Source organism: Variovorax sp. LjRoot175, from assembly GCF_964253805.1.
Lineage (GTDB): Bacteria > Pseudomonadota > Gammaproteobacteria > Burkholderiales > Burkholderiaceae_C > Variovorax.
The window spans coordinates 4,316,913-4,337,962 of sequence record NZ_CAXURY020000001.1; the positions used below are offsets into that span (position 1 = coordinate 4,316,913).

A 21,050-nucleotide genomic window follows, 5' to 3' on the forward strand; every position below is an offset into this window, starting at 1 on the left:
GACAAGGAACTCAGCGAATGTCCAACACGGCACCCCAGAAGATCGGTTTCATCGGCCTCGGCATCATGGGCGCGCCCATGGCCGGCCACCTGCTCGACGCCGGCCACCAGCTCTTCGTCAACACCCAAGGCCCGGTGCCTGAGCTCTTCGTTTCCAAGGCTACGGTATGCGCCTCGGCGGCCGAGGTGACGAAGCAGACCGACATCGTCTTCATCATGGTGCCGGACACACCCGACGTGGAGAAAGTGCTGTTCGGCGAGAACGGCGTCGCGGGCGCACTGACCAAGGGCAAGACGGTGGTCGACTGCAGCTCCATCGATCCGATCGCGACCAAGGGCTTCGCGCAGAAAATCGTCGACCTCGGCTGCGGCTACATCGACGCGCCGGTCTCGGGCGGCGAAGTGGGTGCCAAGGCGGCCAGCCTGACCATCATGTGCGGCGGCGACGAGGGCACCTTCGGCCGCGTGCGGCCGCTGCTCGAGAAGATGGGCAAGAACGTCACGCTGGTCGGCGGCGCGGGCGACGGCCAGGTCTGCAAGGTGGCCAACCAGATCATCGTGGCGCTCAACATCGCGGCCGTCGGCGAGGCGCTGGTGTTCGCCAGCAAGGCCGGCGCCGACCCGGCCAAGGTGCGGCAGGCGCTGATGGGCGGCTTCGCGTCCTCGCGCATCCTCGAAGTGCACGGCGAGCGCATGATCAAGCGCACCTTCGCGCCGGGCTTCCGCATCGCGCTGCACCAGAAGGACCTGAACCTTGCGATGCAGAGCGCACGTTCTCTGGGCGTGGCGCTGCCGCAGACGGCGGGTGCTGCGCAACTGATGAACGCCTGCGCCGCCCTGGGCCATGGCCAGTCCGACCATTCGGCACTGGTGAAGGCTCTGGAAGCGCTGGCGCAGCATCCGGTTCAGCCGGACTGAGCGATCAGCCGCGAATGTTGAGGTTCTCCGCCGGGTTCTAACCAGCGGCTGCCAGCGCCTCCTTCAGGTTCCGGCGCCGCCAGGCCCAGGTCTTGAAGGCGTGCGGCAGGATCGTGATGCACGAGAGGTAGTAGATCACCTTGAAGCCCAGCAGCCGCGGGCCGACCGGCGTGCCGCGGAACAGGTCGCCCGCCAGGATCGACAGCAGCGCTTCCCGCATGCGCCAGACGTTGTTCTCCGGCTGCATGAAGAGCCGGCGGATGGCCGGCGAGGTGATGCGGTAGATGAACCACGAGAACATCCGAGGCCCGTGCTTCATGACCTTCTCGAAGCGGCGGAAGGCCCGCTCCGCCTGGCTGGCCTCGCCCCTGAGCCAGTGATCGACGGCCGTGGCGCTCTCGAAGGCGCTGTTCATCGCCAGGTAGACGCCGGACGAAAACATCGGGTCGACGAAGGCATAGGCGTCGCCGATCATGGCAAAGCGGTCGCCGCGGCAGAACTTCGAGTCGTAGGCATAGTTGCCGGTGGTCGTCGCGCCCTCGATCAGGGTGGCATCCTTCAACCGCTCGGCCAGCTTGGGCGCGAGCGCGATGGTTTCCATCAGGAAGCTGGTGAGATCGCCCTTGCGCTGCTTGAAGTAGGCCGGCGAGGCGACCGCGCCCACGCTGGTGGTGCCATCGAGCAAGGGGATGAACCAGAACCAGCCGTGGTCGAACCAGAACAGCGTGATGTTGCCTTCGTAGCGGCCGGGCGTACGCCGGGCGTTCGCGAAGTGGCCGAACAGCGCGGCGCTCGCGTGCCTGCGGTGCGCTGCTTGGCGTCGAAGCGGTTCGACAGCACGGTGTCGCGTCCGCTGGCATCGATCACGAAACGCGGGCGCCAGGCGGTCTCGGTGCCGTCTTCGGCTTTCACCGTCACCAGCGCACGGCCGTCGCTGCCCTTGCCGGCGTCCATGTCGAGACCTGCGTGACCTTGTGGCCTTCGAAGGTGCGCGCGCCGCGCTTGGCGGCGTGGCGGAACAGCAGCTCGTCGAACTCCGAACGGCGCACGTGCACGGAAAGGACTTGTCCATCGCCTCGCCGAAGAAGAACAGGCTGGTGTGGTCGTGCCAGGGCGAGACGAACTCGGCGCCGTGCTTGGCGATGCCGATGGCTTCGACCTCGGTGCGCACGCCCAGCCGGTCGAAGAGCGGCATGTTCATCGGCAACAGCGATTCACCGATGTGAAAGCGCGGGTGATGTGCCTTTTCGAGAAGCACCACCTCGTGGCCCTTGTCCGCGAGCAGTGCGGCGACGGTCGAGCCGGCAGGCCCGCCGCCGATGACGACGACATCTGGATCCATGGTTGTGAATTGCTGAACTGCCATGAATGGCGGGCCCTCGGTCGTGGTTATGTGCTCGGTTGGAGCGCGAATGCGGCCCGAGTGTAGCGATCGCGCCATGGCCCCCTCGTGGTTCCCACTACACGAAGGGCACGCGCTTTTGGAGTAGCCTCATTGGTCGTCAGAAACAAGGAGATTTTTCATGGCCGACACCCTGTCACCGGCAGAAGAAGCATTGCGCGAAGCCGCCCGCGAATACCACCGCAGCCCCGTCCGGGGCAAGATTTCCATCTCGCCGACCAAACCGCTGCTGAACCAGCGCGACCTCTCGCTGGCCTACTCGCCGGGCGTCGCCTACCCCTGCCTCGACATCGAGGCCGACCCGTCGAAGGCGGCCGAATACACCTCGCGCGGCAACCTGGTCGGCGTGGTCACCAACGGCACCGCGGTGCTGGGCCTGGGCAACATCGGCCCGCTGGCCGCCAAGCCGGTGATGGAAGGCAAGGGCTGCCTGTTCAAGAAGTTCGCCGGCATCGACGTGTTCGACATCGAACTCGCCGAAACCGACCCCGACAAGCTGGTCGAGATCATCGCCGCGCTCGAGCCCACGCTGGGCGGCATCAACCTCGAGGACATCAAGGCGCCCGAGTGCTTCTACATCGAGAAGAAGCTGCGCGAGCGCATGAACATCCCGGTGTTCCACGACGACCAGCACGGCACGGCCATCATCTCGGCAGCGGCGCTGATCAACGGGCTCGAACTGGTCGGCAAGAAGATCGAGGAAGTGAAAATCGCCGTCTCGGGCGCCGGCGCCGCCGCGATCGCCTGCCTGGACGTGATGATCGGCCTCGGTGCGAAAGCGGCCAACATCTACGCGGTCGACTCCAAGGGCCTGATCTACATCGGCCGCCCGGGCGGCTTCGACGACTCGAAATCGCGCTACGCGCAGAAGGACACCGGCGCGCGCACGCTGGCCGACGTGATGAAGAACGCCGACGTGTTCCTCGGCTGCTCGGCGCCCGGCGTGGTCACGCAGGACATGGTCAAGAGCATGGGCAGCCAGCCGATCATCCTGGCGCTGGCCAATCCCGAGCCCGAGATCCGGCCCGAGCTCGCCAAGGCAGTCCGCCCCGACTGCATCATCGCGACCGGCCGCTCGGACTATCCGAACCAGGTCAACAACGTCCTCTGCTTCCCCTACATCTTCCGCGGCGCGCTCGACTGCGGCGCAAGCAAGATCACGGAAGAAATGAAGCTGGCCTGCGTGCACGAGATCGCCGACCTCACCAAGGCCGACATCAGCGAGGAGGTGGCCACCGCCTATGCGGGCCAGGAGCTCGCCTTCGGCCCCGACTACATCATCCCCAAGCCCTTCGACTCGCGCCTGATCCTGCGCATCGCGCCGGCGGTGGCAAAGGCCGCGGCCGCCTCGGGCGTGGCCGCGCGCCCGATCGAGGATCTCGAGGCCTACCGCCAGAACCTGGCACGCTTCGTCTACCAGACCGGCATGTTCATGCGCCCGGTGTTCAGCGCCGCCAAGCTCGCGAGCGCCAAGCGCGTGGCCTACTGCGAGGGCGAGGACGACCGCGTGCTGCGCGCCGCGCAACTGGCGGTGGACGAAGGCCTGGCCAAGCCCATCCTGATCGGGCGCCCGGCGGTGATCGAGACGCGCATCAAGAAGGCCGGCCTGCGCATCAAGCCCGGCGTGGACGTGGACGTGGTCGACCCCGAGGACGACCCGCGCTTTCGCACCTACTGGGAGGCCTACCACCGGATCATGGGCCGGCGCGGCATCACGCCCGAGGCCTCGAAGGCGATGGTGCGGCGCTCCAACACCACCATCGGCTCGCTGATGGTCCAGCTGGGCGACGCCGACGCGATGCTGTGCGGCCTGGTGGGCCGCTTCGACAGCCACCTGCGCATCCTGCACAACGTGCTGGGCCTGAAGCGCGGCGCCCCGGGCTTCGCCACCCTCAACGCGCTCACGCTCGAGAGGTACACCCTCTTCATCGCCGACACCAACGTGCACGAAGACCCAAGCGCCGAGACGCTGGCCGAGATCGCGGTCATGGCGGCCGAGGAAGTGCGCCGCTTCGGCCTGCCGCCCAAGGTGGCCTTCCTGTCGCACTCCAACTTCGGCTCCTCCGAGCGCGCTTCGGCGCGCAAGATGCGGGTGGCGCGCGACCTGTTCGCCAAGATGGCGCCCGACATCGAATGCGACGGCGAGATGCACGGCGATGCCGCGCTGTCGGACACGGTGCGGCACAACGCCTTGCCGGAGACCTCGCTGAACGGCGAGGCCAACCTGCTGATCTGCCCGAACCTCGATGCCGCCAACATCCTGTTCAACGTGCTGAAGATGACCGGCGGCAACGGCGTGACGGTGGGTCCGATCCTGATGGGCGCGGCCGGCTCGGCCCACATCCTGACCCCCTCGGCCACCGTGCGCCGCGTGCTCAACATGACGGCGCTCGCCGTGGCCAACGCTACCTCGTCCAAGTAGGCAGCGCACCACGATCTACGCCCCGCCGCAGTGCATGCGACGGGGCGTTTTCACGCCCGCTCCGAGTGGCAATGGCCATCGGCCATGCACCCCATTGGCTCATCGGGAGGGTTCGCACCAAGTGCGTGCCGGCACCGTTTTTGCTTGAATCCCGTGCATCACCTTTCACGGACTCCCATGAACAAGCGCCAACTGCTCCAGACCTTTCTTGCCACTTCGGCGCTCAGCTTCGGCCTAGTCACCGCCCACGCCCAAGCGCTCACGCCGATCAAGTTCCAGCTCGACTGGCGCTTCGAAGGTCCGGCGGCGCTGTTCCTCCATCCGGCCGCCAAGGGCTACTTCAAGGATGCCAAGCTCGACGTGACGATCGACGCCGGCAACGGTTCGGGCGGCACGGTCACGCGGGTGGCCTCGGGCGCCTACGACATGGGCTTCGCCGACCTGGCCGCGCTGATGGAGTTCCATGCCAACAACCCCGACAGCCCGAACAAGCCGGTCGCGGTGATGATGGTCTACAACAACACGCCGGCCTCGGTCATGGCGCTCAAGAAGAGCGGCATCGCCAAGCCGGCCGACCTGGCCGGCAAGAAGCTCGGCGCGCCCGTGTTCGACGCCGGCCGCCGCGCCTTCCCGATCTTCGCCAAGGCCAACAACATCGGCGCGGTCAACTGGACCGCGATGGACCCGACGCTGCGCGAGACCATGCTGATCCGCGGCGACATCGACGCCATCACCGGCTTCACCTTCACCTCGCTGCTCAACCTCGAGGCGCGCGGCGCCAAGGCGGCCGATATCGTGGTGCTGCCCTACCCCGACTACGGCGTGAAGCTCTACGGCAACGTGATCATCGCCTCGCCCAAGCTGATCAAGGAGAACCCGGCGGCGGTCAAGGCCTTCCTCTCGGCCTTCGCCAAGGGCGCGAAGGAAGTGATCGCCAATCCGACCGTGGCCATCGAATCGGTCAAGAAGCGCGACGGCATCATCGACAGCGCGCTCGAGACGCGCCGCCTCAAGCTGGCGATCGACACCGTGATCAACAGCCCCGACGCGCGCGCCGAAGGCTTCGGCGCGGTGAACGCGGGCCGGCTCTCGCTGATGGCCTCGCAGGTGTCGGACGCCTTCAACACCAAGACGCGCGTGAGCCCCGACGCGGTGTGGACCGCCGCGCTGCTGCCCCCTACGGCCGAACTGAACATCCTGAAGAAGTGATGGCGGTCGCGGAGACCACGCCCTTCGTCGACTTCCAGGACGTCTGGCTCGCCTACAACGAGGAGCTGCTCGCCGCCAACCACTTCGCGGTCGAGGCCATCGACCTGAAGGTGAAGCGCGGCGAGTTCATCGCCATCGTCGGGCCCTCGGGCTGCGGCAAGTCCACCTTCATGAAGCTCACCACAGGCCTGAAGATGCCCTCGATGGGCAAGATCCGCATCGACGGCCAGCCCGTGAACGGCCCGCTCAAGATCTCGGGCATGGCCTTCCAGGCGCCCTCGCTCTTGCCCTGGCGCACCACGGTCGACAACGTGCTCTTGCCGCTGGAGATCGTCGAGCCCTACCGCTCCACCTTCAAGGCCAAGCGCCGCGAATACGTGGAGCGCGCGCGCAAGCTCTTGCAGAAGGTGGGCCTCGCCGGCTATGAAGACAAGTTCCCGTGGCAGCTCTCGGGCGGCATGCAGCAGCGCGCCAGCATCTGCCGCGCGCTGATCCACGAGCCCAAGATGCTGCTGCTCGACGAGCCCTTCGGCGCGCTCGACGCCTTCACGCGCGAGGAGCTCTGGTGCATCCTGCGCGACCTCTGGACCGAGCAGCAGTTCAACGTGATCCTGGTCACGCACGACCTGCGCGAATCGGTGTTCCTGGCCGACACGGTCTACGTGATGAGCAAGAGCCCGGGCCGCTTCGTGGTCAAGCGCCAGATCGAGCTGCCGCGGCCGCGCGAGCTGGAACTGACCTACACCAAGGAATTCACCGACATCGTGCTGGAGCTTCGCGGCCACATCGGTGCCATCCGAAGCAATGCCATCGCGGCCGCCGCCGCAGCGAGCCCGGCATGAAGAACGGCAAACAGATCGAACGCTGGTCGCCCTGGCTGCTGCTGGTCGCGGTGCTCGTGCTGTGGCAGATCATCTGCGCGGGCTTCGGCGTCTCGGATTTCATCTTCCCGAGCCCGTGGCGCATCTGGACCCAGTTCTGGGAGTTCAAGGAAATCATCGCGGGCCACGCCTGGCGCACCTTCTGGGTCACGATGGCGGGCTTCGGCCTGGCGATCGTGGTCGGCGTGCTGCTGGGCTTCGTGATCGGCAGCTCGCGCCTGGCCTACGCGGCGGTATATCCGCTGATGACCGCCTTCAACGCGCTGCCCAAGGCGGCCTTCGTGCCCATCCTCGTGGTGTGGTTCGGCATCGGCATCGGGCCGGCGATCCTCACGGCCTTCCTGATCAGCTTCTTTCCGATCATGGTCAACATCGCGACCGGCCTGGCCACGCTCGAGCCCGAGCTCGAGGACGTGCTGCGCGTGCTGGGCGCCAAGCGCTGGGACGTGCTCGTCAAGATAGGCCTGCCGCGCTCCATGCCCTACTTCTACGGCTCGCTCAAGGTCGCGATCACGCTGGCTTTCGTCGGCACCACGGTGAGCGAGATGACGGCCGCCAACGAAGGCATCGGCTACCTGCTGATCTCGGCCGGCTCGGCCATGCAGATGGGCCTGGCCTTCGCGGGCCTGATGGTGGTGGGCGCGATGGCGATGGGGATGTACGAGCTCTTCAGTGCGATCGAGAAGCACACGACCGGCTGGGCGCATCGAGGCTCTCAAAACGAATGACCCCTGAGCAGATCGTCAAGGCTCTGCGCCGCGCCGACGAGGTCGCGCGGCGCGCGATGGCCATGGGCCGCCATCCCTTCGGCGCGGTGCTCGTCGCGCCGGACGGCGAAACGGTGTTGGCCGAGCAGGGCAACATCGACACCGTGCAGCACGCCGAGGCCACGCTGGCGCGAAACGCCTCGCTCAACTACCCCGCCGAGTACCTCGCGCAGTGCACGCTGGTCACGACCTTCGAACCCTGCGCGATGTGCGCCGGCACCATCTACTGGGCCCATATCGGCCGCGTGGTCTACGGCGCCGAAGAAAGCGCGCTGCTCGCGCTGACCGGCGACCACCCCGAGAACCCGACGCTCTCGCTGCCCTGCCGCGAAGTCTTCGCGCGCGGGCAGAAGCAGATCGAGGTCATTGGGCCGGTACCGGAAGTGGCCGACGAGATGATCGCCACGCACCGCGGCTTCTGGCAAAGCCGGGGCGCCTGAGCCGCCGGCCAAATGAACCGGCCGCCGCACTACAACGTGTTCACCGGAATCTTCAGGTAGCGCACGCCATTGGATTCCGACGGCGGCAGCTCGCCGGCTCGGATGTTGACCTGGATCGCGGGCAGGATCAGCGCCGGCACGGCCGGGGTGGCATCGCGCTTCTCGCGCATGGCGACGAAGGCCTCTTCGTCGACGCCGTCGTGCAGATTGAGCATCGACTGGTCCCACTTCACGCCGTGGAGCGCCCTGGCCGGCGGCCTGTTGATCGGACTCGCGGCCGCGCTGTTCCTGCTGCTCAACGGCCGCATCGCCGGCATCAGCGGCATCGTCGGGGGCCTGCTGCAACGACGCGGCGGCCGGGGCTGGCGGCTGGCTTTCGTCGCCGGCTTGCTGGCGGCACCGTGGGTCTGGCAGCTCGCAGGCGCACTGCCGCCGGTCGCCATCGCCGCGAGCACGCCGGTGCTGATCGCGGCCGGGCTGCTGGTCGGCGTCGGCACGCGCTACGCGAGCGGTTGCACCAGCGGCCACGGCGTCTGCGGCCTGTCGCGTGGCTCGCCGCGTTCGCTGGTGGCCACGGCCGCCTTCATGGGCGCGGGCTTCGCAACCGTCTACCTCGTGCGTCACCTGCTGGGAGCCTGAACGATGTTGAATGCAAGCGCAGCGCTGGCCGGACTTCTGTTCGGCCTGGGCCTGATCCTCTCGGGCATGACCGACCCGGCGAAGGTGCTCGGCTTCCTCGATCTTGCGGGCAGCTGGGATCCGTCGCTCGCCCTCGTGATGGGCGGTGCGGTCGCGGTCGGCGCGGGCGCCTTCGCGCTGGCGAAACGGCGCCGCCGGAGTTGGCTTGGGCAAGCGATGCAACTGCCCGCCGCCACCCGCATCGACCGGCGGCGCCGGCTGGGGTCTGGCCGGCTTCTGCCCGGGACCGGCGCTCGTGAGCGCGGCCGGCGGCAGTGCGCAGGCGCTGATCTTCGTGGCGGCCATGCTGGCCGGGATGCTCGCATTCAGTCTGGTCGAGGGCCGCCGCCGCAGGCGCTCGAGCGCTACTGGCACGGAACCTGCACCAGACTCCGCGGAGTAGAAGCGTTCACCGTTTCGCCGTGAAGACGCCCAACGACGGTGCGGCTTCTGCGGCGTGTCGGCCGGAAATTGCTCCGAAGGCAGCGCACGCCAGCGCTGCCTCCGGTGTCCTGTTTCCAACCGCCCACGGAGTTTTCATCCATGCACCGTCGTTCTCTTCTGCGCGCCGCCGGCGCCAGCGCCCTCGTCACCGCCGCGCCCTTCGTACGCGCCCAGGGCTCGCTCCAGAAGTTCAAGTTCAACCTCGGCTGGAAGGTCGAGGCTTCCGGTGCCGGCTTCCTGCTCGCGCAGCAGCGCGGCTACTACAAGGATGTGGGTCTTGAGGTGGCGATCGACACCGGCAACGGCTCGGCGTCGGCGATCAGCCTGGTCGGCAGCGGCGCCTACGACTGCGCCTCGGCCGACCTCGCGACGATGATCGAGTTCAACGTGAACAACCCCACTGCCGGGCTCAAGGCCGTCGCGATCCAGTACGACCTGAATCCCAACGCGATCCTGGTGCGCAAGGGCGGCCCGATCGCCAAGCCGGCCGACCTGGCCGGCAAGAGTATCCTGGGCCAGCCCTTCAACGCCTCGCGCAAGCTCTTTCCCGCCTTCGCCAAGGCCCAGGGCTTCGACCCCTCGGGCGTCAAGTGGGAGAACGTCGCGCCCGACATCGGCGACACGCGCTTCGTCAAGGGCGACTTCGACGCCTCGGCCTACTTCTTCTTCACCGGCCTGCTCAACCTCAAGGCCCGCGGCATGGGGCCGGAGCAGATCACCGTGTTCCGCTTTTCCGATCACGGCATGAAGTCCTATGGCAACGGCCTGGTGGCCAACGCGAAGAGCATGCAGGAACAGGGCGATGCCATGAAGGCTTTCGTCAAGGCATCGACGCGCGGCTGGATCGAGGCGATCGCCGACCCGAAGGCCGGCGCCGGCGCCATCAAGACGCGCGAGCCGCTCGCCAACGAGGAGATCGAGTTCGAGCGCCTGAAGCTGATCGTCGACGGCACCATGAAGACACCCGACACGCGCAGCAACGGCTGGGGCGCCGCCACGACCGCGCGGCTGCAGGCCACGATCGACGAGACGGTGGGCGCCTTCGGCCTGAAGAGCAGCCCGGCGGTCGCGGACCTCTGGACCGAGCGCTTCCTGCCGCTGGCGGCAGACCGCAAGCTCAAGGCCTGACGAGATACAAGGGCGCGCCGTGGCGATCCCCGTCATCGACCTGCAGCACGCGCTGGCGCCCGGCGGCGCGCGCAGCGCGGAGGCCGCTGCGCAACTGCGCGCCGCCGCCATGGCCTCCGGCTTCTTCTATGTGCGCAACCATGGCGTCGACGCCGAGCTCGTGGCACGCCAGTTCGACGTCGCGCACCGGCTGATGGCGCTTCCGGAGGAGACACGGGAGGCGTTGTCGATGCAGCACTCGCCAACGATGCGCGGCTTCGAGAACATCGGCGCGCAGACGCTCGACGCCGAGGCTCGCCCCGACCTGAAGGAGAGCTTCTATTGCGGGATGGCCTATCCCGACGAACACCCCTACGTGCGAGCCGGCTACCAGACCTACGGCCACAACCAGTGGCCGAGCGAACTGCCCGATGCGCCGGCGCAGTGCGAGCGCTACATCCGCACGATGCTCGCACTCGCGACGCGACTCATGCAGCTCATGGCGCTGTCGCTGGGCCTGCCCGAGGGCTACTTCGACGCGAGCAGCGAAAGCCCGATGCTCACGCTGCGCATGATCCGCTACCCCGCCCATCCGGCCGATGCCGACGAGCGCACCTTCGGCGCCGGCACGCACACCGACTGGGGCGCCGTCACGATCCTTGCGCAGGACGCGCACGGCGGCCTGGAAGTCTGCATGCCCGACGGCAGCTGGGTGCCCGCGACACCCATCGAGGGCTGCTTCGTCGTCAACCTCGGCGACATGGTCCCGCGCTGGACCAACGGCCTCTACCACTCCAACCCGCACCGCGTGCGCAACCTGCATTCGGGCGGCGCGCCGCGCTATTCGATCCCCTTCTTCTACGAGCCCGACTACTTCGCACGCATCGAAGCTGTGCCGGGCACGGTACCAGCCGGCGAGGCGCCGCGCTACGCCCCGTGCACCGCCGGGGAGCACCTGCGCGAGATGTACCGTAAGACCTACGGACTGAAATCCGGCGCGGCGGTTGCATAGCCGGCCATACGGCCGGTTGTTTCCCGCTGCGCCTTCTCCTATGCTGGCGGCCCCCCAACAAGGAGATAGGCAATGATCAAGGTCAGCGTGATGTACCCCCATACGCCCGGAGCGCGATTCGACCACGACTACTACCGCGACAAGCACATGCCGCTGCTCAAGAGCAGGATGGGCGACGCCTGCAAGTCCTACACGATCGACAAAGGGCTGGCCGGCGGGGCACCTGGCGAACCGCCCACCTATGTCGCGTCTTGCCACATCTTCTGCGACTCGGCGGAGGCTTTCCAGACGGCCTTCGGCCCGCACGCCAAGGAGATCCTTGGCGACATCCGGAACTACACCGACCTGAAGCCGGTGATGCAGATCAGCGAGGTGGTGGTGGGCTGATCACACCAGCCGCGTCTCGATCTCCGTCTTGACCTCGGTCATCAGCCGATGCAGCGGGCACTTGCCCGCCACCCGCAGCAGCGAGGCGCGCTGTTCGTCGCTGAGCGGGCCGGTGACGCGCAGGGTGGAGTCGAGCCTGTAGACGCCTTTGCGTTCCTCGCTGTCGTCGCGGTTCACCACGACTTCGATGTCTTCCACCGGAATGCCCTTGTGCTGGGCATAGACCAGCACGGTCAGCGCCTTGCAGGCGGCCAGCGCGGAATCGTAGAGGTCGTGCGGCGAGGGGCCCGCGTCGGTGCCGCCTGCATCGGGCGAGGTGTCGACCGCGATCTGGTGGGCACGAACCTTGAGGATGTGGCGGGTGCCGGTGGTGCCGTCGCGGCGGACCGTGATGCTCATGGAATTTCCTTTGAAGGGTGAGAGATTCGGCCGGCGCCGCCTGTGAATCCAGGCGTTGCCATCGGGCGCTCCTGCTGTTGACAGCGCCCGATGGTAGTCGCTGAGGGCCTGTTAACAGGCCCTACATCTCGAAGGCCTCGACCTGGCGGCCGTCGATGTCGGTGAAGCCGTATTCGCGCGCCAGGTCCGCCACGCGGTGCACCGCGCCGCTCTTGTCCAGCACCTTCGGGTCGCCCGCCAGCGCGGCCACCGCGCGGCCCAGGTAGCGCGGCGACTCGGTACGCGCCAGTGCCGGGCGCTCGGTCCAATGCGCCTCGTCGGTCTTGTGCCCGGTCAGGACGAATTCGGTGCGCATCCAGCCTGGCGACACGGCCAGCGAAGCGACGCCGTGCGGGCGCAGCTCCTGCGCCATGCCGAAGGCCAGGCGGCTCATCGCGGCCTTTGCCAGGTCGTAGAAGAGATTGCCGCGCAGGTAGCGATCGCGGTCCCAGAAGGTGGTGGTCACGATCAGCCCCCGGCCCTGGCCGACCATCATCGGCGCGGCAAAGCGGCTGGCCAGCAGGTGGTTGCGCACGCCGCGGTCGAACATCGAATCCCATTGCGCGAGCGAGTGCTCCCAGAAGGGCGCCTCGAACACGCCGTTGAAGGTCTCGTGGCCGCCCCAGGCGTTGTTCACGAGCAGGTCGAGCTTGCCTTCGTCGCGCTGCACCTGGGCGAACAGCTTCGCCACCTCGTCTTCGCGCGTGTGATCGCATCGCACCGCGATGCCGTGGCCGCCGCCTGCCGTGACCTCCTCGGCCGTCGCATCGATGCTGCCCGGCACCGCGGCGAGCCCCGACAGCGCGAGGATGTCTCCGTAGGTGTCGGCGGGTTGCGCCCGCGTGCTGCGCCCGGTGACGTACACCGTGGCCCCGGCGGCGCCCAGCTCGACGGCGATGCCGCGCCCGGCGCCCCGGCTGGCACCCGTCACGATGGCGACGCGTCCCTTCAGTGGCCGGTCCGTGCTCTTGTACTGCATTCGTTCTCCTTTCGTTGGCTTTAGGGCCTACGGTAGTGCGGACTCAAGCCGCCGTCTTGGAAGAACCCGAAATGCGGTGGCCGAGGAACTCGGTCGGCGTGATGCCGCAGAGCGCCCGGAACTCGTTCACCAAATGCGATTGATCGTAGAAGCCGCCATCGAGCGCGAGCTCCGCCCAGGCCGGCGTCTGCTGTTGGCGAAGCGCGCGCAGGCAGGCGTGAAGCCGCGCCAGCCGGCTCCAGGCGCGCGGCGAAAGTCCCACGTGTTCGTGGAAGAGCTGCTGCAATCGACGCTCGCCGATGCCCAGTGCGGCGGCCACTTCGCGCAGCGGAAGCCGGCCGCCCGAAGCGGCGATGCGCTGCGCCGCATGCATGGCGGCCGAAAGCTGCGGCGATGCCTCGCTCGCGAGCAGGCGGCGTTGCAGCGCGGCGCCGAGCAGCGCGACCCGCGCGGCATCGTCGCGCGCCTCGGCGATGCGCTCCAGCAGCTCGGCACCCTCGCCACGCCACAACGCGTCCAGATGCACGGCCGTGCCACCGATCTCGCCGGCCGGCATGCCCAGCAGGGCCGCCGCCGCGCCGGGGCGCAGCGTGACGCACAGGCCTTCGATCCTGCTGCGCAGGCGCACCATGGCCGGCGCCGTGGATGCGCCTATCGCCTCGACGGGCTCGCCAGCGCCCTCGCTCGCCGACGGCGCATCGCCCAGGTTGAAGATGAGGCGCACCGCGCCGTCGGGCAGCACGCGCTCCAACACCTCGTGCCCCTCGGGAATGGTCTCGCGGCACAGGAGGATGTGCGCAACGTGCCGGCGCAGCGGCGCGGCCACGTCGAAGGACTGCAGCGTGCCGGCGGGAGCGCTCGCTTCCGGCCCGTGCAAGGGGTCGTTCTCGAGGCGGAGATAGAGGCGCTCGCTCATGGGGGTGAATCCATCGGCTCCGCGCGGGCGCGCGGCGAACCGGTCGATCCGGGCAGTTTGTAGCACTTCCGGCACGGGCTGCGGTCGAGAACGCCGTAGACTCGTTCTCCCCAAGGGATGACATCGATGGCCGGCCGCCAAAGCGGCGGCCACCGCCTTCAGGAGCGCTTTGAATGAAGATTCAGCACATCGAGGCGATTCCCTTGCGCATCCCGTTCACGGTGGGCGGCAAGTCCGATGCAGGCGCCTGGGGCGGCAAAGACCTGAAGACCGTGGATTCGCTCCTGCTCAAGGTCAGCACCGACGACGGGCTGGTCGGCTGGGGCGAGAGCTTCGGCTTCACGGCCGTTCCGATCGTCAAGGCGGCCATCGACGCCGTCGTCGCGCCGCTGTGCATCGGCCGCGATCCGGCGCTGATCGAGAAGTTGATGCGGGAGCTGCAGCGCACCTTGCACATCTTCGGGCGCAGCGGCGCCCTCATGTTCGGCCTTTCGGCCCTCGACATCGCGCTCTGGGACATTGCCGGCAAGGCTGCCGGGCAACCTGTGCACCGGCTGCTCGGCGGCAGCGACGCGAGCGCGCTGTCCTGCTACGCCAGCCTGATCCGCTACACCGATCCGGAACTGGTAGCCGACAACGTGAGGCGCGCCCTGGACCTCGGGTACCGGCGTCTCAAGCTTCACGAGATCGACCCGGCCTGCGTGCGCGCCGCGCGCGAAGCGGTCGGCGACGAGGTGGAAATCACGCTGGACGTCAATTGCCCGTGGTCCGTGCGCGAGGCACTGGACATGGCCCGACGGCTGCGACAGTACAACCTGCGGTGGCTGGAAGAGCCGGTGTGGCCGCCGGAGAACCACGCGGGCCTGGCGCGATTGCGCCGCGAGGGCGGCATTCCGATCGCCGCGGGAGAGAACGCATCGACCCTGATGGACTTCGCGCACATGCTGCAGGCGCAGGCGGTGGATTTCATTCAGCCCAGCCCCGCCAAGATGGGCGGAATCACGGAACTGCGCAAGGTCTTCGCGCTGGCGAATGCGAACAACACGACGGTCATGGTGCACGCGTTCTACGACGGGCCCGGGCTTCTGGCCGGCATTCACGGCAGCGCAGCGCTGGGCGGCGCCAATGCGTTGGTCGAGTGGCGTTTCTTCGATCTGGAAGCGCAGCTCTATGGCGACGCCATCGTTCCGAAGAACGGGATGGTGGCCGTGCCTCAGGGCCCCGGGCTCGGCATCGAGCCGAGCGCTGAAGTGATCCGCGACTACCGGCTGCATTGACGGCCGGCGGGTGCCACCGGTCGGCAGACAGCAAACCTCAGGCCGCTCGCACCAGCGGCTCGACGCGCATCCCGCGGTGCACCTCCGATTCGCCATGCTTCGCGAGCAGCTGCATCAAGTGCTTGCGGATCAGCATGCCGGGCCGGTCGGACTCCATCGAGTACTCGACACCGCGGCGGCGCGTGTCGACCAGCGCATCAGGGTCGGTCGATTCGAGGATGTCCTTGTCCTCGCGCGTGATCTCCGCGTCGAAGTCGATCAGCATCTGCGCCGCGCAGTCGGCCTCGGTGTCGTTGCGAAACAGCCATTGGCACAGCTGCATGCGACCATCGTCGATGGGCGTGAAGCAGTTGATGATGATGTGTCGGATGCCCGAGGGATATTCGATGTCGAGCCGGCGCGAGAAGGGCAGGAAGTAGGCGTTGCGCATGTGGCGCGTGGTGATCGGGTCGACGACGCCGCTGATGGCGTGGAACTTGGCCGGGTTGGTCGCCTCGATCACGGTCTCGGCATGGAAGCCGCTCTCGTTCTCGACCAGCTCGTACTTGCTCGGCTTCGGACTCGCGGCCACGCCGAAGGTCGCGCGGTGCACGAAGCTGAAGTGCGAGTTGTCGAAGGAGTTCTCGAGCGCGCGCATCGGGCTGGTCTGCCACTCTTCGTGGAACTGGAAGATGGTGCGGTAGCCAGGGTCGTCGAACTCGGGAATCTGCGGGATCTCCGCGATGGGGTCTTCCAGCGCGACCCAGGCATAGCCGTAGCGCGCCGTGCAGTGGTAGGCCGTGGTCCGATATTCGGGCGAGATCCTGCGCTCGGCCTCGTACTGCGGGATGCGGATCACCTGGCCGCTGCGGTCGTAGGTCCAGCCGTGGTAGCCGCACTGGATGGCGCCCTGGGCGCAGGCCTTGCCTTCGGCATCGACGCACCAGCCCTTCGACAACCGGGCGGTGCGGTGGCAGCAGCGGTCGCGCAAAGCGGCGGGCTGGCCTTTTGCATCAAGAAAAAGAACGATGTTCTCGCCCAGCAGCGTGAAGGGCCTGGGCCCCTGCTGCAGATCGGCCAGCGGCATGACGGCATGCCAGAACTTGCGGAAAACGGGTTGCTGCGTGACGAGCATGAAAGAACTCCTTCGGTTGCGTGGGAACACATGAAAGAGCAATTTCCCGCCGCGGCTCCCGTCGAAATCAGGACGCCGGACTGAACGCTTCTACTCTGCGCAGATCTCATTGCAAGTTGCGCGCCCGGATTGTCTCGCAGACGCTGGCATGCGTCATGCATTTGTCATACCAAACCATTAAGCATTTCACAGTGCGCGCACCGCCGCAGTGCATCGCACGAGGGCCTGTAAACGCTATTTGCGGGGTCGAAAATAGCGTTAACAGGCCCTTAACATCCCAGCATGAGCCCCCTTTCCCTTTCCAGCGAAATCGAACTCGACGAGCGCGACGGCCGCTACCTGCGCAAGGCCATCGTCTGGTCGCATGCAGCACGTCGCCGCGGCAACCGGCCCTTCGGCGCCATCGTGGTGTCGGCCACCGGCGAGGTGCTGGCCGAGGCCTACTGCAACACGGCCGAGACCGGCGACGTTACCGGCCATGCCGAAACCAATGCCGTGCGCGCGCTCGGCGAGCGCGGGCTGTCGCGCGAAGAGCTGGCGGGCGCCACCCTCTATTCGTCCGCCGAACCCTGCGTGATGTGCGCCGGCGCGATCTTCTGGTCCAACATCGGCCGCGTGGTGTTCGGCATCGACGCCGAGCGGCTGCGCATGTTCCGCGGCGAGCGCCCCGAGCAGCGCGATGCCGAGCTCTCGTGCCGCGATGTGTTCCAAGCCTCGTCGCATCCCATCGAATGCATCGGCCCGGCGCTGCTCGACGAAGCCATTGCGGCGCACGTGGGGGCGTGGAAGGACTGAGCCTGCTCTTGCTGTCCAATAGCGGCATGCAAAGCCCGCACGACACAGAACGCCGCCTCAACGAACTGGAGATCAAGGCCAGTTTCACCGAAGACCTGCTGGACCAGTTGAACCTGGCCATCTACAGACAACAGCAGCAGATCGACAGCCTGGCCCTTCAGGTCACACAGCTTCGGCACCAGAGTCCCGACCCCGGAGCCGGCGCGACGCGCAACCTGCGCGACGAGCTGCCGCCTCACTACTGAAGGCGACGGAGAACCGATGCTGGTCGTATTCGGGGGATTGCCGGGGGTCGGTAAGTCGACCATCGCACGCGAGCTCGTGCGCCGGTGCCAGGCCGCCTACCTACGGATCGATGCGATCGAGCAGGCCATCAGGGATTCGAAGATGCTGGCCGCGGACATCGGCCCGGCCGGCTACATGGTGGCCTATTCACTCGCCAGATCGAATCTCGAGCTGGGCCGGATGATGGTCGCCGACTGCGTCAACCCGCTGCCGATCACGCGCGCGGCCTGGCAGTCGGTGGCGCGCGAGGTCGGAGTGGCGCTGGTCGAGGTCGAAGTGATCTGCTCGGACGCGAACGAGCATCGGCGCCGCGTCGAAGGCCGCATCGGCGACATCGACGGACTGGCCCTGCCGACATGGTCGTCGGTGACGAGGCACGACTATGTACCCTGGACCAGGGAGCACCTGATCATCGATACCGCACTGCTGAGCCCGCAGAGCGCGGTGGACGCGGTGGTCGACGCGATGGATCGCGTCCGATCCGCATCCCTACACTAGCCCCATGCCATGGCACGCGCGACTAGCCCTCGCCTACAACCTAGAAAACCAGCGCAGCGTCGCCCGCTTTCGCCATGAAGGCCCGCTGCGCATCCTGCAAAGCCTCTACCCCGAAGGCGACGCCGTCTGCCACAACGTGCTGGTGCATCCGCCCGGCGGGCTGGTCGGCGGCGACACACTGGACATCGCGGTGCGCGCCGCGGCGGGCAGCCACGGCCTCATCACCACGCCGGGCGCCACGCGCTTCTACCGCTCCGAAGGCGAGCTGGCGCTGCAGCGCACCGAGATCACGCTCGAGGCTGGCGCGCGGCTCGAATGGCTGCCGCTCGAAGCCATCTGCTACAGCGGCTGCCGCGCCGAGAATCGGCTGACACTGCGCGCGGCCGAGGGCGCCGAGCTGATCGGCTGGGACGTGACGGCGTTGGGCCTGCCCGGCGCCGGCAAGCCCTTCGAGCTCGGCAGCCTGCAGCAGCACATCGAGGTGCCGGGCGTGTGGCTGGAACGCGGGCGCATCGATGCCGCGGACACGCGCCTGCTGCAAAGCCCGATCGGCCTGGCCGGACACCGCTGCCTCGCCTCGATCTTCTTCGTCGCGGGCTCGCCGATCGCGCGCGCGCGGCGCGACGCGGCGCTCGAGGTCGCGCGCGCGCTGATCGATGCGCACGGCCTGCGCGAGAGCGCCGGCGCGACCAGCCCGCATGCCGAAATCATCGTGCTGCGCGCGCTCGCACCGGTGGTCGAGCCGGCCATGCAGCTGCTGCGGCAGGTGTGGAAGGCATGGCGGGCCGAGCTCTGGCACATGACGGGTACGCCGCCGCGCATCTGGGCGATGTAGGGGCCTCGTCCGACGAGGCGGCGCGGCGGGTCTGCCTAGACTGCCGGGCGATGCAACAACAAAGCACGACCCCGGCCGGCAGCGACATCCCGGCCCGCCTCGACCGCCTGCCCTGGTCGCGCTGGCACTGGCGCGTGGTGATCGCGCTCGGCGTGGCCTGGGTGCTCGACGGCCTCGAGGTCACGCTGGTGGGCTCGATCGGCGGCGTGCTGGAGCGGCCCGACACGCTGGGCTTGAGCGCGGCGCAGATCGGCTGGTCGGGCTCGCTCTACGTCGGCGGCGCGGTGATCGGCGCGCTGCTCTTCGGCAGGCTCACCGACCGCCTGGGCCGCAAGAAGCTGTTCCTGATCACGCTGGCGGTCTATGCGCTGGCCACGCTGGCGACCGCCTTCTCGCCCGACTTCGCCTTCTTCGCGCTGTGCCGCTTTTTCACCGGCCTGGGCATCGGCGGCGAGTACGCGGCCATCAATTCGGCCATCGACGAGCTGATCCCGGCGCGCGTGCGCGGGCGCGTGAACCTGGCCATCAACGGCAGCTTCTGGGTCGGCGCGGCGCTCGGCGCCGGGTTGAGCCTGTGGCTGCTCGATCCGGGGGTGCTGGGCCCCGTGTGGGGCTGGCGCGCGGGCTTCGGGCTCGGCGCGCTGCTGGCCGTGGCGATCCTCCTGGTGCGGCGCAACGTGCCCGAGAGCCCGCGCTGGCTGATGGCGCATGGCCGGGCCGAAGAGGCCGAGCTCATCGTTGCGGGCATCGAGGCCGAGATCGTTGCGCAGCAGGGCGCACTGCCTTCGGCTTCCGGCTGGGTGCACTATGGCGACCGCGCGAGCCCCGGCTGGCGCGAGGTCGCGCAGGTGCTGCTCTCGCGCTACCCGCAGCGCAGCATGGTGGCGCTGGCGCTGATGATTTCGCAGGCCTTCTTCTACAACGCGATCTTCTTCACCTACGCGCTGGTGCTGACGCGCTTCCACGGCGTGGCCGAGGGCAAGGTGGCGCTCTACATCTTTCCGTTCGCGCTCGGCAACGTGCTGGGGCCGCTGCTGCTGGGTCCGCTGTTCGACCACGTGGGCCGGCGCCGCATGATCGCGCTGACCTACGTGCTCTCGGGCGTGGGCCTGGCGCTGACCGGCTGGGCCTTCATGCAGGGCTGGCTCGATGCGCGCAGCCAGGCGCTGTGCTGGTCGGCGGTGTTCTTTCTCGCATCGGCCGCGGCCAGCTCGGCCTACCTCACGGTGAGCGAGGTGTTTCCGCTGGAGATGCGCGCGATCGCGATCGCGATCTTCTATGCCGTGGGCACCGGGGCCGGCGGCTTCGTGGCGCCGGTGCTGTTCGGCGCCTTGATCGAAACCGGCAACCGCGGCGCCGTGGCCATCGGCTATGCGATCGGCGCCGCGCTGGTCATCGTGGCCGGACTGCTCGCGCTGCGCTGGGCGGTGGATGCGGAGCGCAGGCCGCTCGAGGACGTGGCGCCGCCGCTCGGATTGCATACGGACGGCGACGCCTCCGCCATCACTCGACAAGAGCGCGCTTGACGTCTTCCTGCAAGCTGCGCAGGTGCTCGCGCATCGCCGCCCTCGCCCGCTCCGGATCCCGGGCGCGCAGCGCGCGGACGATCTCGCCGTGCTCGTCGTGGTTCTCGCGCTGCCGGTGCAGCGGACTGTGCAGGCGGAACAGCCGCGCATTCACGCGCAGTTCCTCCACCAGCCGCGGGAACACCACGTTGCCGCTGGCGGTGGCGATCAGAAGATGGAAGCGGTCGTCGAAGTGCCAGTGCTCGGTTTCGTTGTGCTCGCCGCTGTCGAGTTCCCGGATGTCCGCCTCGAGCGTGTCGATCTCCGCATCCGTGATCTTGCCGACGGCGAGCGCGATGGCCTCGCACTCGATCACCTCGCGCGCGCGCATGCAGTCGAAGTATTCCTTGGTGCCCAGCGCGCGCACGGCATAGGAGCGCGCGTCGCGCCGCACCAGCAGGCCCTCCCCGGCCAGGCGCACCAGCGCTTCGCGCATCGGCGTGCGCGAGATGCGCAGGTCTTCAGCCAGGCGCGCTTCCTGCAGCGGGCTGCCGGCCGAGATCTGGCGGTCGAGGATCAGCGTGCGCAACCGTTCGTAGGCCTGCTCGGCAAGGCTGGCGGAGCGCACCTCGAGCGGTGCGATCGTGATGGTGGCGGGTTGCGCCGGACTGGGGAGGCTTGGCATGCGAGGGGAGGCGATTTCCACGAGGGTACGGGGAAAAGCTTATCAGGCCGGCATTGC

Annotated in this window: 21 protein-coding genes and 3 pseudogenes; 17 read left to right on the plus strand and 7 right to left on the minus strand. The window is 68.0% G+C overall.

Annotation, left to right across the window (positions count from 1 at the left end):
* Nucleotides 1-17: 17 nt before the first annotated feature.
* Nucleotides 18-917 carry a 2-hydroxy-3-oxopropionate reductase gene (locus tag ACSQ89_RS21480; protein WP_436294994.1) on the plus strand — a complete coding sequence of 300 codons (900 nt, stop codon included), beginning with the start codon at nucleotides 18-20 and terminating at the stop codon, nucleotides 915-917.
* A 37-nt stretch (nucleotides 918-954) separates the two neighbouring features.
* Here the strand turns inward: ACSQ89_RS21480 and ACSQ89_RS21485 are convergent.
* A pseudogene (locus tag ACSQ89_RS21485) lies at nucleotides 955-2,283 on the minus strand (NAD(P)/FAD-dependent oxidoreductase).
* A 157-nt stretch (nucleotides 2,284-2,440) separates the two neighbouring features.
* Here ACSQ89_RS21485 and ACSQ89_RS21490 point away from each other — a divergent pair.
* The 5 genes from ACSQ89_RS21490 (at nucleotide 2,441) to ACSQ89_RS21510 (ending at nucleotide 8,038) form a co-directional block, all read left to right on the plus strand.
* On the plus strand, nucleotides 2,441-4,741 hold the full coding sequence (locus ACSQ89_RS21490; protein ID WP_436296370.1) for an NADP-dependent malic enzyme: 2,301 nt from the start codon (nucleotides 2,441-2,443) through the stop codon (nucleotides 4,739-4,741).
* A gap of 177 nt (nucleotides 4,742-4,918) precedes the next feature.
* Nucleotides 4,919-5,950, plus strand: a complete 1,032-nt coding sequence (locus tag ACSQ89_RS21495) for an ABC transporter substrate-binding protein (RefSeq protein WP_093111235.1) — start codon at nucleotides 4,919-4,921, stop codon at nucleotides 5,948-5,950.
* Nucleotides 5,950-6,792, plus strand: coding sequence for an ABC transporter ATP-binding protein (locus ACSQ89_RS21500; protein ID WP_093111233.1), 843 nt, complete (start codon nucleotides 5,950-5,952; stop codon nucleotides 6,790-6,792). Before ACSQ89_RS21495 ends, ACSQ89_RS21500 begins: the two co-directional genes overlap by 1 nt.
* Complete coding sequence (locus ACSQ89_RS21505) at nucleotides 6,789-7,559, plus strand: ABC transporter permease (protein ID WP_093111231.1); 771 nt, start codon at nucleotides 6,789-6,791, stop codon at nucleotides 7,557-7,559. The genes ACSQ89_RS21500 and ACSQ89_RS21505 overlap by 4 nt, the downstream gene beginning before the upstream one ends.
* Nucleotides 7,556-8,038 (plus strand): nucleoside deaminase, encoded by a 483-nt coding sequence (locus ACSQ89_RS21510; protein WP_093111229.1) that lies wholly within the window; start codon nucleotides 7,556-7,558, stop codon nucleotides 8,036-8,038. The genes ACSQ89_RS21505 and ACSQ89_RS21510 overlap by 4 nt, the downstream gene beginning before the upstream one ends.
* 29 nt (nucleotides 8,039-8,067) lie before the next feature.
* Here ACSQ89_RS21510 and ACSQ89_RS21515 read toward each other — a convergent pair.
* A pseudogene (locus ACSQ89_RS21515) lies at nucleotides 8,068-8,250 on the minus strand (MBL fold metallo-hydrolase); the annotation flags it as partial.
* On the opposite strand from ACSQ89_RS21515, the gene ACSQ89_RS21520 reads away from it, so the two are divergent.
* The 5 genes and pseudogenes from ACSQ89_RS21520 (at nucleotide 8,246) to ACSQ89_RS21540 (ending at nucleotide 11,666) form a co-directional block, all read left to right on the plus strand.
* Nucleotides 8,246-8,677: a YeeE/YedE family protein gene (locus ACSQ89_RS21520; protein ID WP_436294992.1), complete on the plus strand. Its 432-nt coding sequence runs from the start codon at nucleotides 8,246-8,248 to the stop codon at nucleotides 8,675-8,677. The pseudogene ACSQ89_RS21515 and the gene ACSQ89_RS21520 sit on opposite strands and share 5 nt — an antisense overlap.
* 3 nt (nucleotides 8,678-8,680) lie before the next feature.
* Nucleotides 8,681-9,119: pseudogene (locus tag ACSQ89_RS21525) on the plus strand (DUF6691 family protein).
* A 140-nt stretch (nucleotides 9,120-9,259) separates the two neighbouring features.
* Entirely contained in the window at nucleotides 9,260-10,288 is a 1,029-nt protein-coding gene (locus ACSQ89_RS21530) for an ABC transporter substrate-binding protein (protein WP_436296371.1), read from the plus strand.
* A 19-nt stretch (nucleotides 10,289-10,307) separates the two neighbouring features.
* Nucleotides 10,308-11,279: an isopenicillin N synthase family dioxygenase gene (locus tag ACSQ89_RS21535; protein ID WP_093111218.1), complete on the plus strand. Its 972-nt coding sequence runs from the start codon at nucleotides 10,308-10,310 to the stop codon at nucleotides 11,277-11,279.
* 72 nt (nucleotides 11,280-11,351) lie between these two features.
* Nucleotides 11,352-11,666: an EthD family reductase gene (locus ACSQ89_RS21540; protein WP_093111216.1), complete on the plus strand. Its 315-nt coding sequence runs from the start codon at nucleotides 11,352-11,354 to the stop codon at nucleotides 11,664-11,666.
* On the opposite strand, the gene ACSQ89_RS21545 is transcribed toward ACSQ89_RS21540, so the two are convergent.
* From ACSQ89_RS21545 to ACSQ89_RS21555, 3 genes are all read right to left on the minus strand, one after another.
* Complete coding sequence (locus tag ACSQ89_RS21545) at nucleotides 11,667-12,065, minus strand: OsmC family protein (RefSeq protein WP_436294990.1); 399 nt, start codon at nucleotides 12,063-12,065, stop codon at nucleotides 11,667-11,669.
* Nucleotides 12,066-12,186: 121 nt separating this feature from the next.
* Entirely contained in the window at nucleotides 12,187-13,083 is an 897-nt protein-coding gene (locus tag ACSQ89_RS21550) for an SDR family oxidoreductase (RefSeq protein ID WP_436294989.1), read from the minus strand.
* A 43-nt stretch (nucleotides 13,084-13,126) separates the two neighbouring features.
* The gene (locus ACSQ89_RS21555; protein WP_436294988.1) at nucleotides 13,127-13,999 is read right to left on the minus strand and encodes a helix-turn-helix domain-containing protein; all 873 of its coding nucleotides are present in this window, start codon (nucleotides 13,997-13,999) and stop codon (nucleotides 13,127-13,129) included.
* 173 nt (nucleotides 14,000-14,172) lie between these two features.
* On the opposite strand from ACSQ89_RS21555, the gene ACSQ89_RS21560 reads away from it, so the two are divergent.
* A complete protein-coding gene (locus tag ACSQ89_RS21560; RefSeq protein WP_436294987.1) occupies nucleotides 14,173-15,276 on the plus strand; it encodes a mandelate racemase/muconate lactonizing enzyme family protein in 1,104 nt (367 codons plus the stop codon).
* A gap of 37 nt (nucleotides 15,277-15,313) precedes the next feature.
* On the opposite strand, the gene ACSQ89_RS21565 is transcribed toward ACSQ89_RS21560, so the two are convergent.
* Nucleotides 15,314-16,390 (minus strand): aromatic ring-hydroxylating dioxygenase subunit alpha, encoded by a 1,077-nt coding sequence (locus ACSQ89_RS21565; protein ID WP_093111208.1) that lies wholly within the window; start codon nucleotides 16,388-16,390, stop codon nucleotides 15,314-15,316.
* Between the two features lie 282 nt (nucleotides 16,391-16,672).
* Here ACSQ89_RS21565 and ACSQ89_RS21570 point away from each other — a divergent pair, with 282 nt between their 5' ends.
* From ACSQ89_RS21570 to ACSQ89_RS21590, 5 genes are read left to right on the plus strand one after another with little or no spacing between them, the layout of a single operon-like run.
* A complete protein-coding gene (locus tag ACSQ89_RS21570; RefSeq protein WP_093111206.1) occupies nucleotides 16,673-17,185 on the plus strand; it encodes a nucleoside deaminase in 513 nt (170 codons plus the stop codon).
* Nucleotides 17,186-17,211: 26 nt separating this feature from the next.
* Nucleotides 17,212-17,430, plus strand: a complete 219-nt coding sequence (locus ACSQ89_RS21575; RefSeq protein ID WP_436295011.1) for a SlyX family protein — start codon at nucleotides 17,212-17,214, stop codon at nucleotides 17,428-17,430.
* Between the two features lie 16 nt (nucleotides 17,431-17,446).
* Complete coding sequence (locus tag ACSQ89_RS21580; RefSeq protein WP_436296372.1) at nucleotides 17,447-17,968, plus strand: AAA family ATPase; 522 nt, start codon at nucleotides 17,447-17,449, stop codon at nucleotides 17,966-17,968.
* 4 nt (nucleotides 17,969-17,972) lie between these two features.
* Nucleotides 17,973-18,803, plus strand: a complete 831-nt coding sequence (locus ACSQ89_RS21585) for an urease accessory protein UreD (RefSeq protein WP_436294985.1) — start codon at nucleotides 17,973-17,975, stop codon at nucleotides 18,801-18,803.
* A gap of 50 nt (nucleotides 18,804-18,853) precedes the next feature.
* Nucleotides 18,854-20,329, plus strand: coding sequence for an MFS transporter (locus ACSQ89_RS21590; RefSeq protein ID WP_436296373.1), 1,476 nt, complete (start codon nucleotides 18,854-18,856; stop codon nucleotides 20,327-20,329).
* On the opposite strand, the gene ACSQ89_RS21595 is transcribed toward ACSQ89_RS21590, so the two are convergent.
* Nucleotides 20,307-20,993, minus strand: coding sequence for a GntR family transcriptional regulator (locus tag ACSQ89_RS21595; RefSeq protein ID WP_093111196.1), 687 nt, complete (start codon nucleotides 20,991-20,993; stop codon nucleotides 20,307-20,309). The genes ACSQ89_RS21590 and ACSQ89_RS21595 overlap by 23 nt on opposite strands.
* Nucleotides 20,994-21,050: the final 57 nt, after the last annotated feature.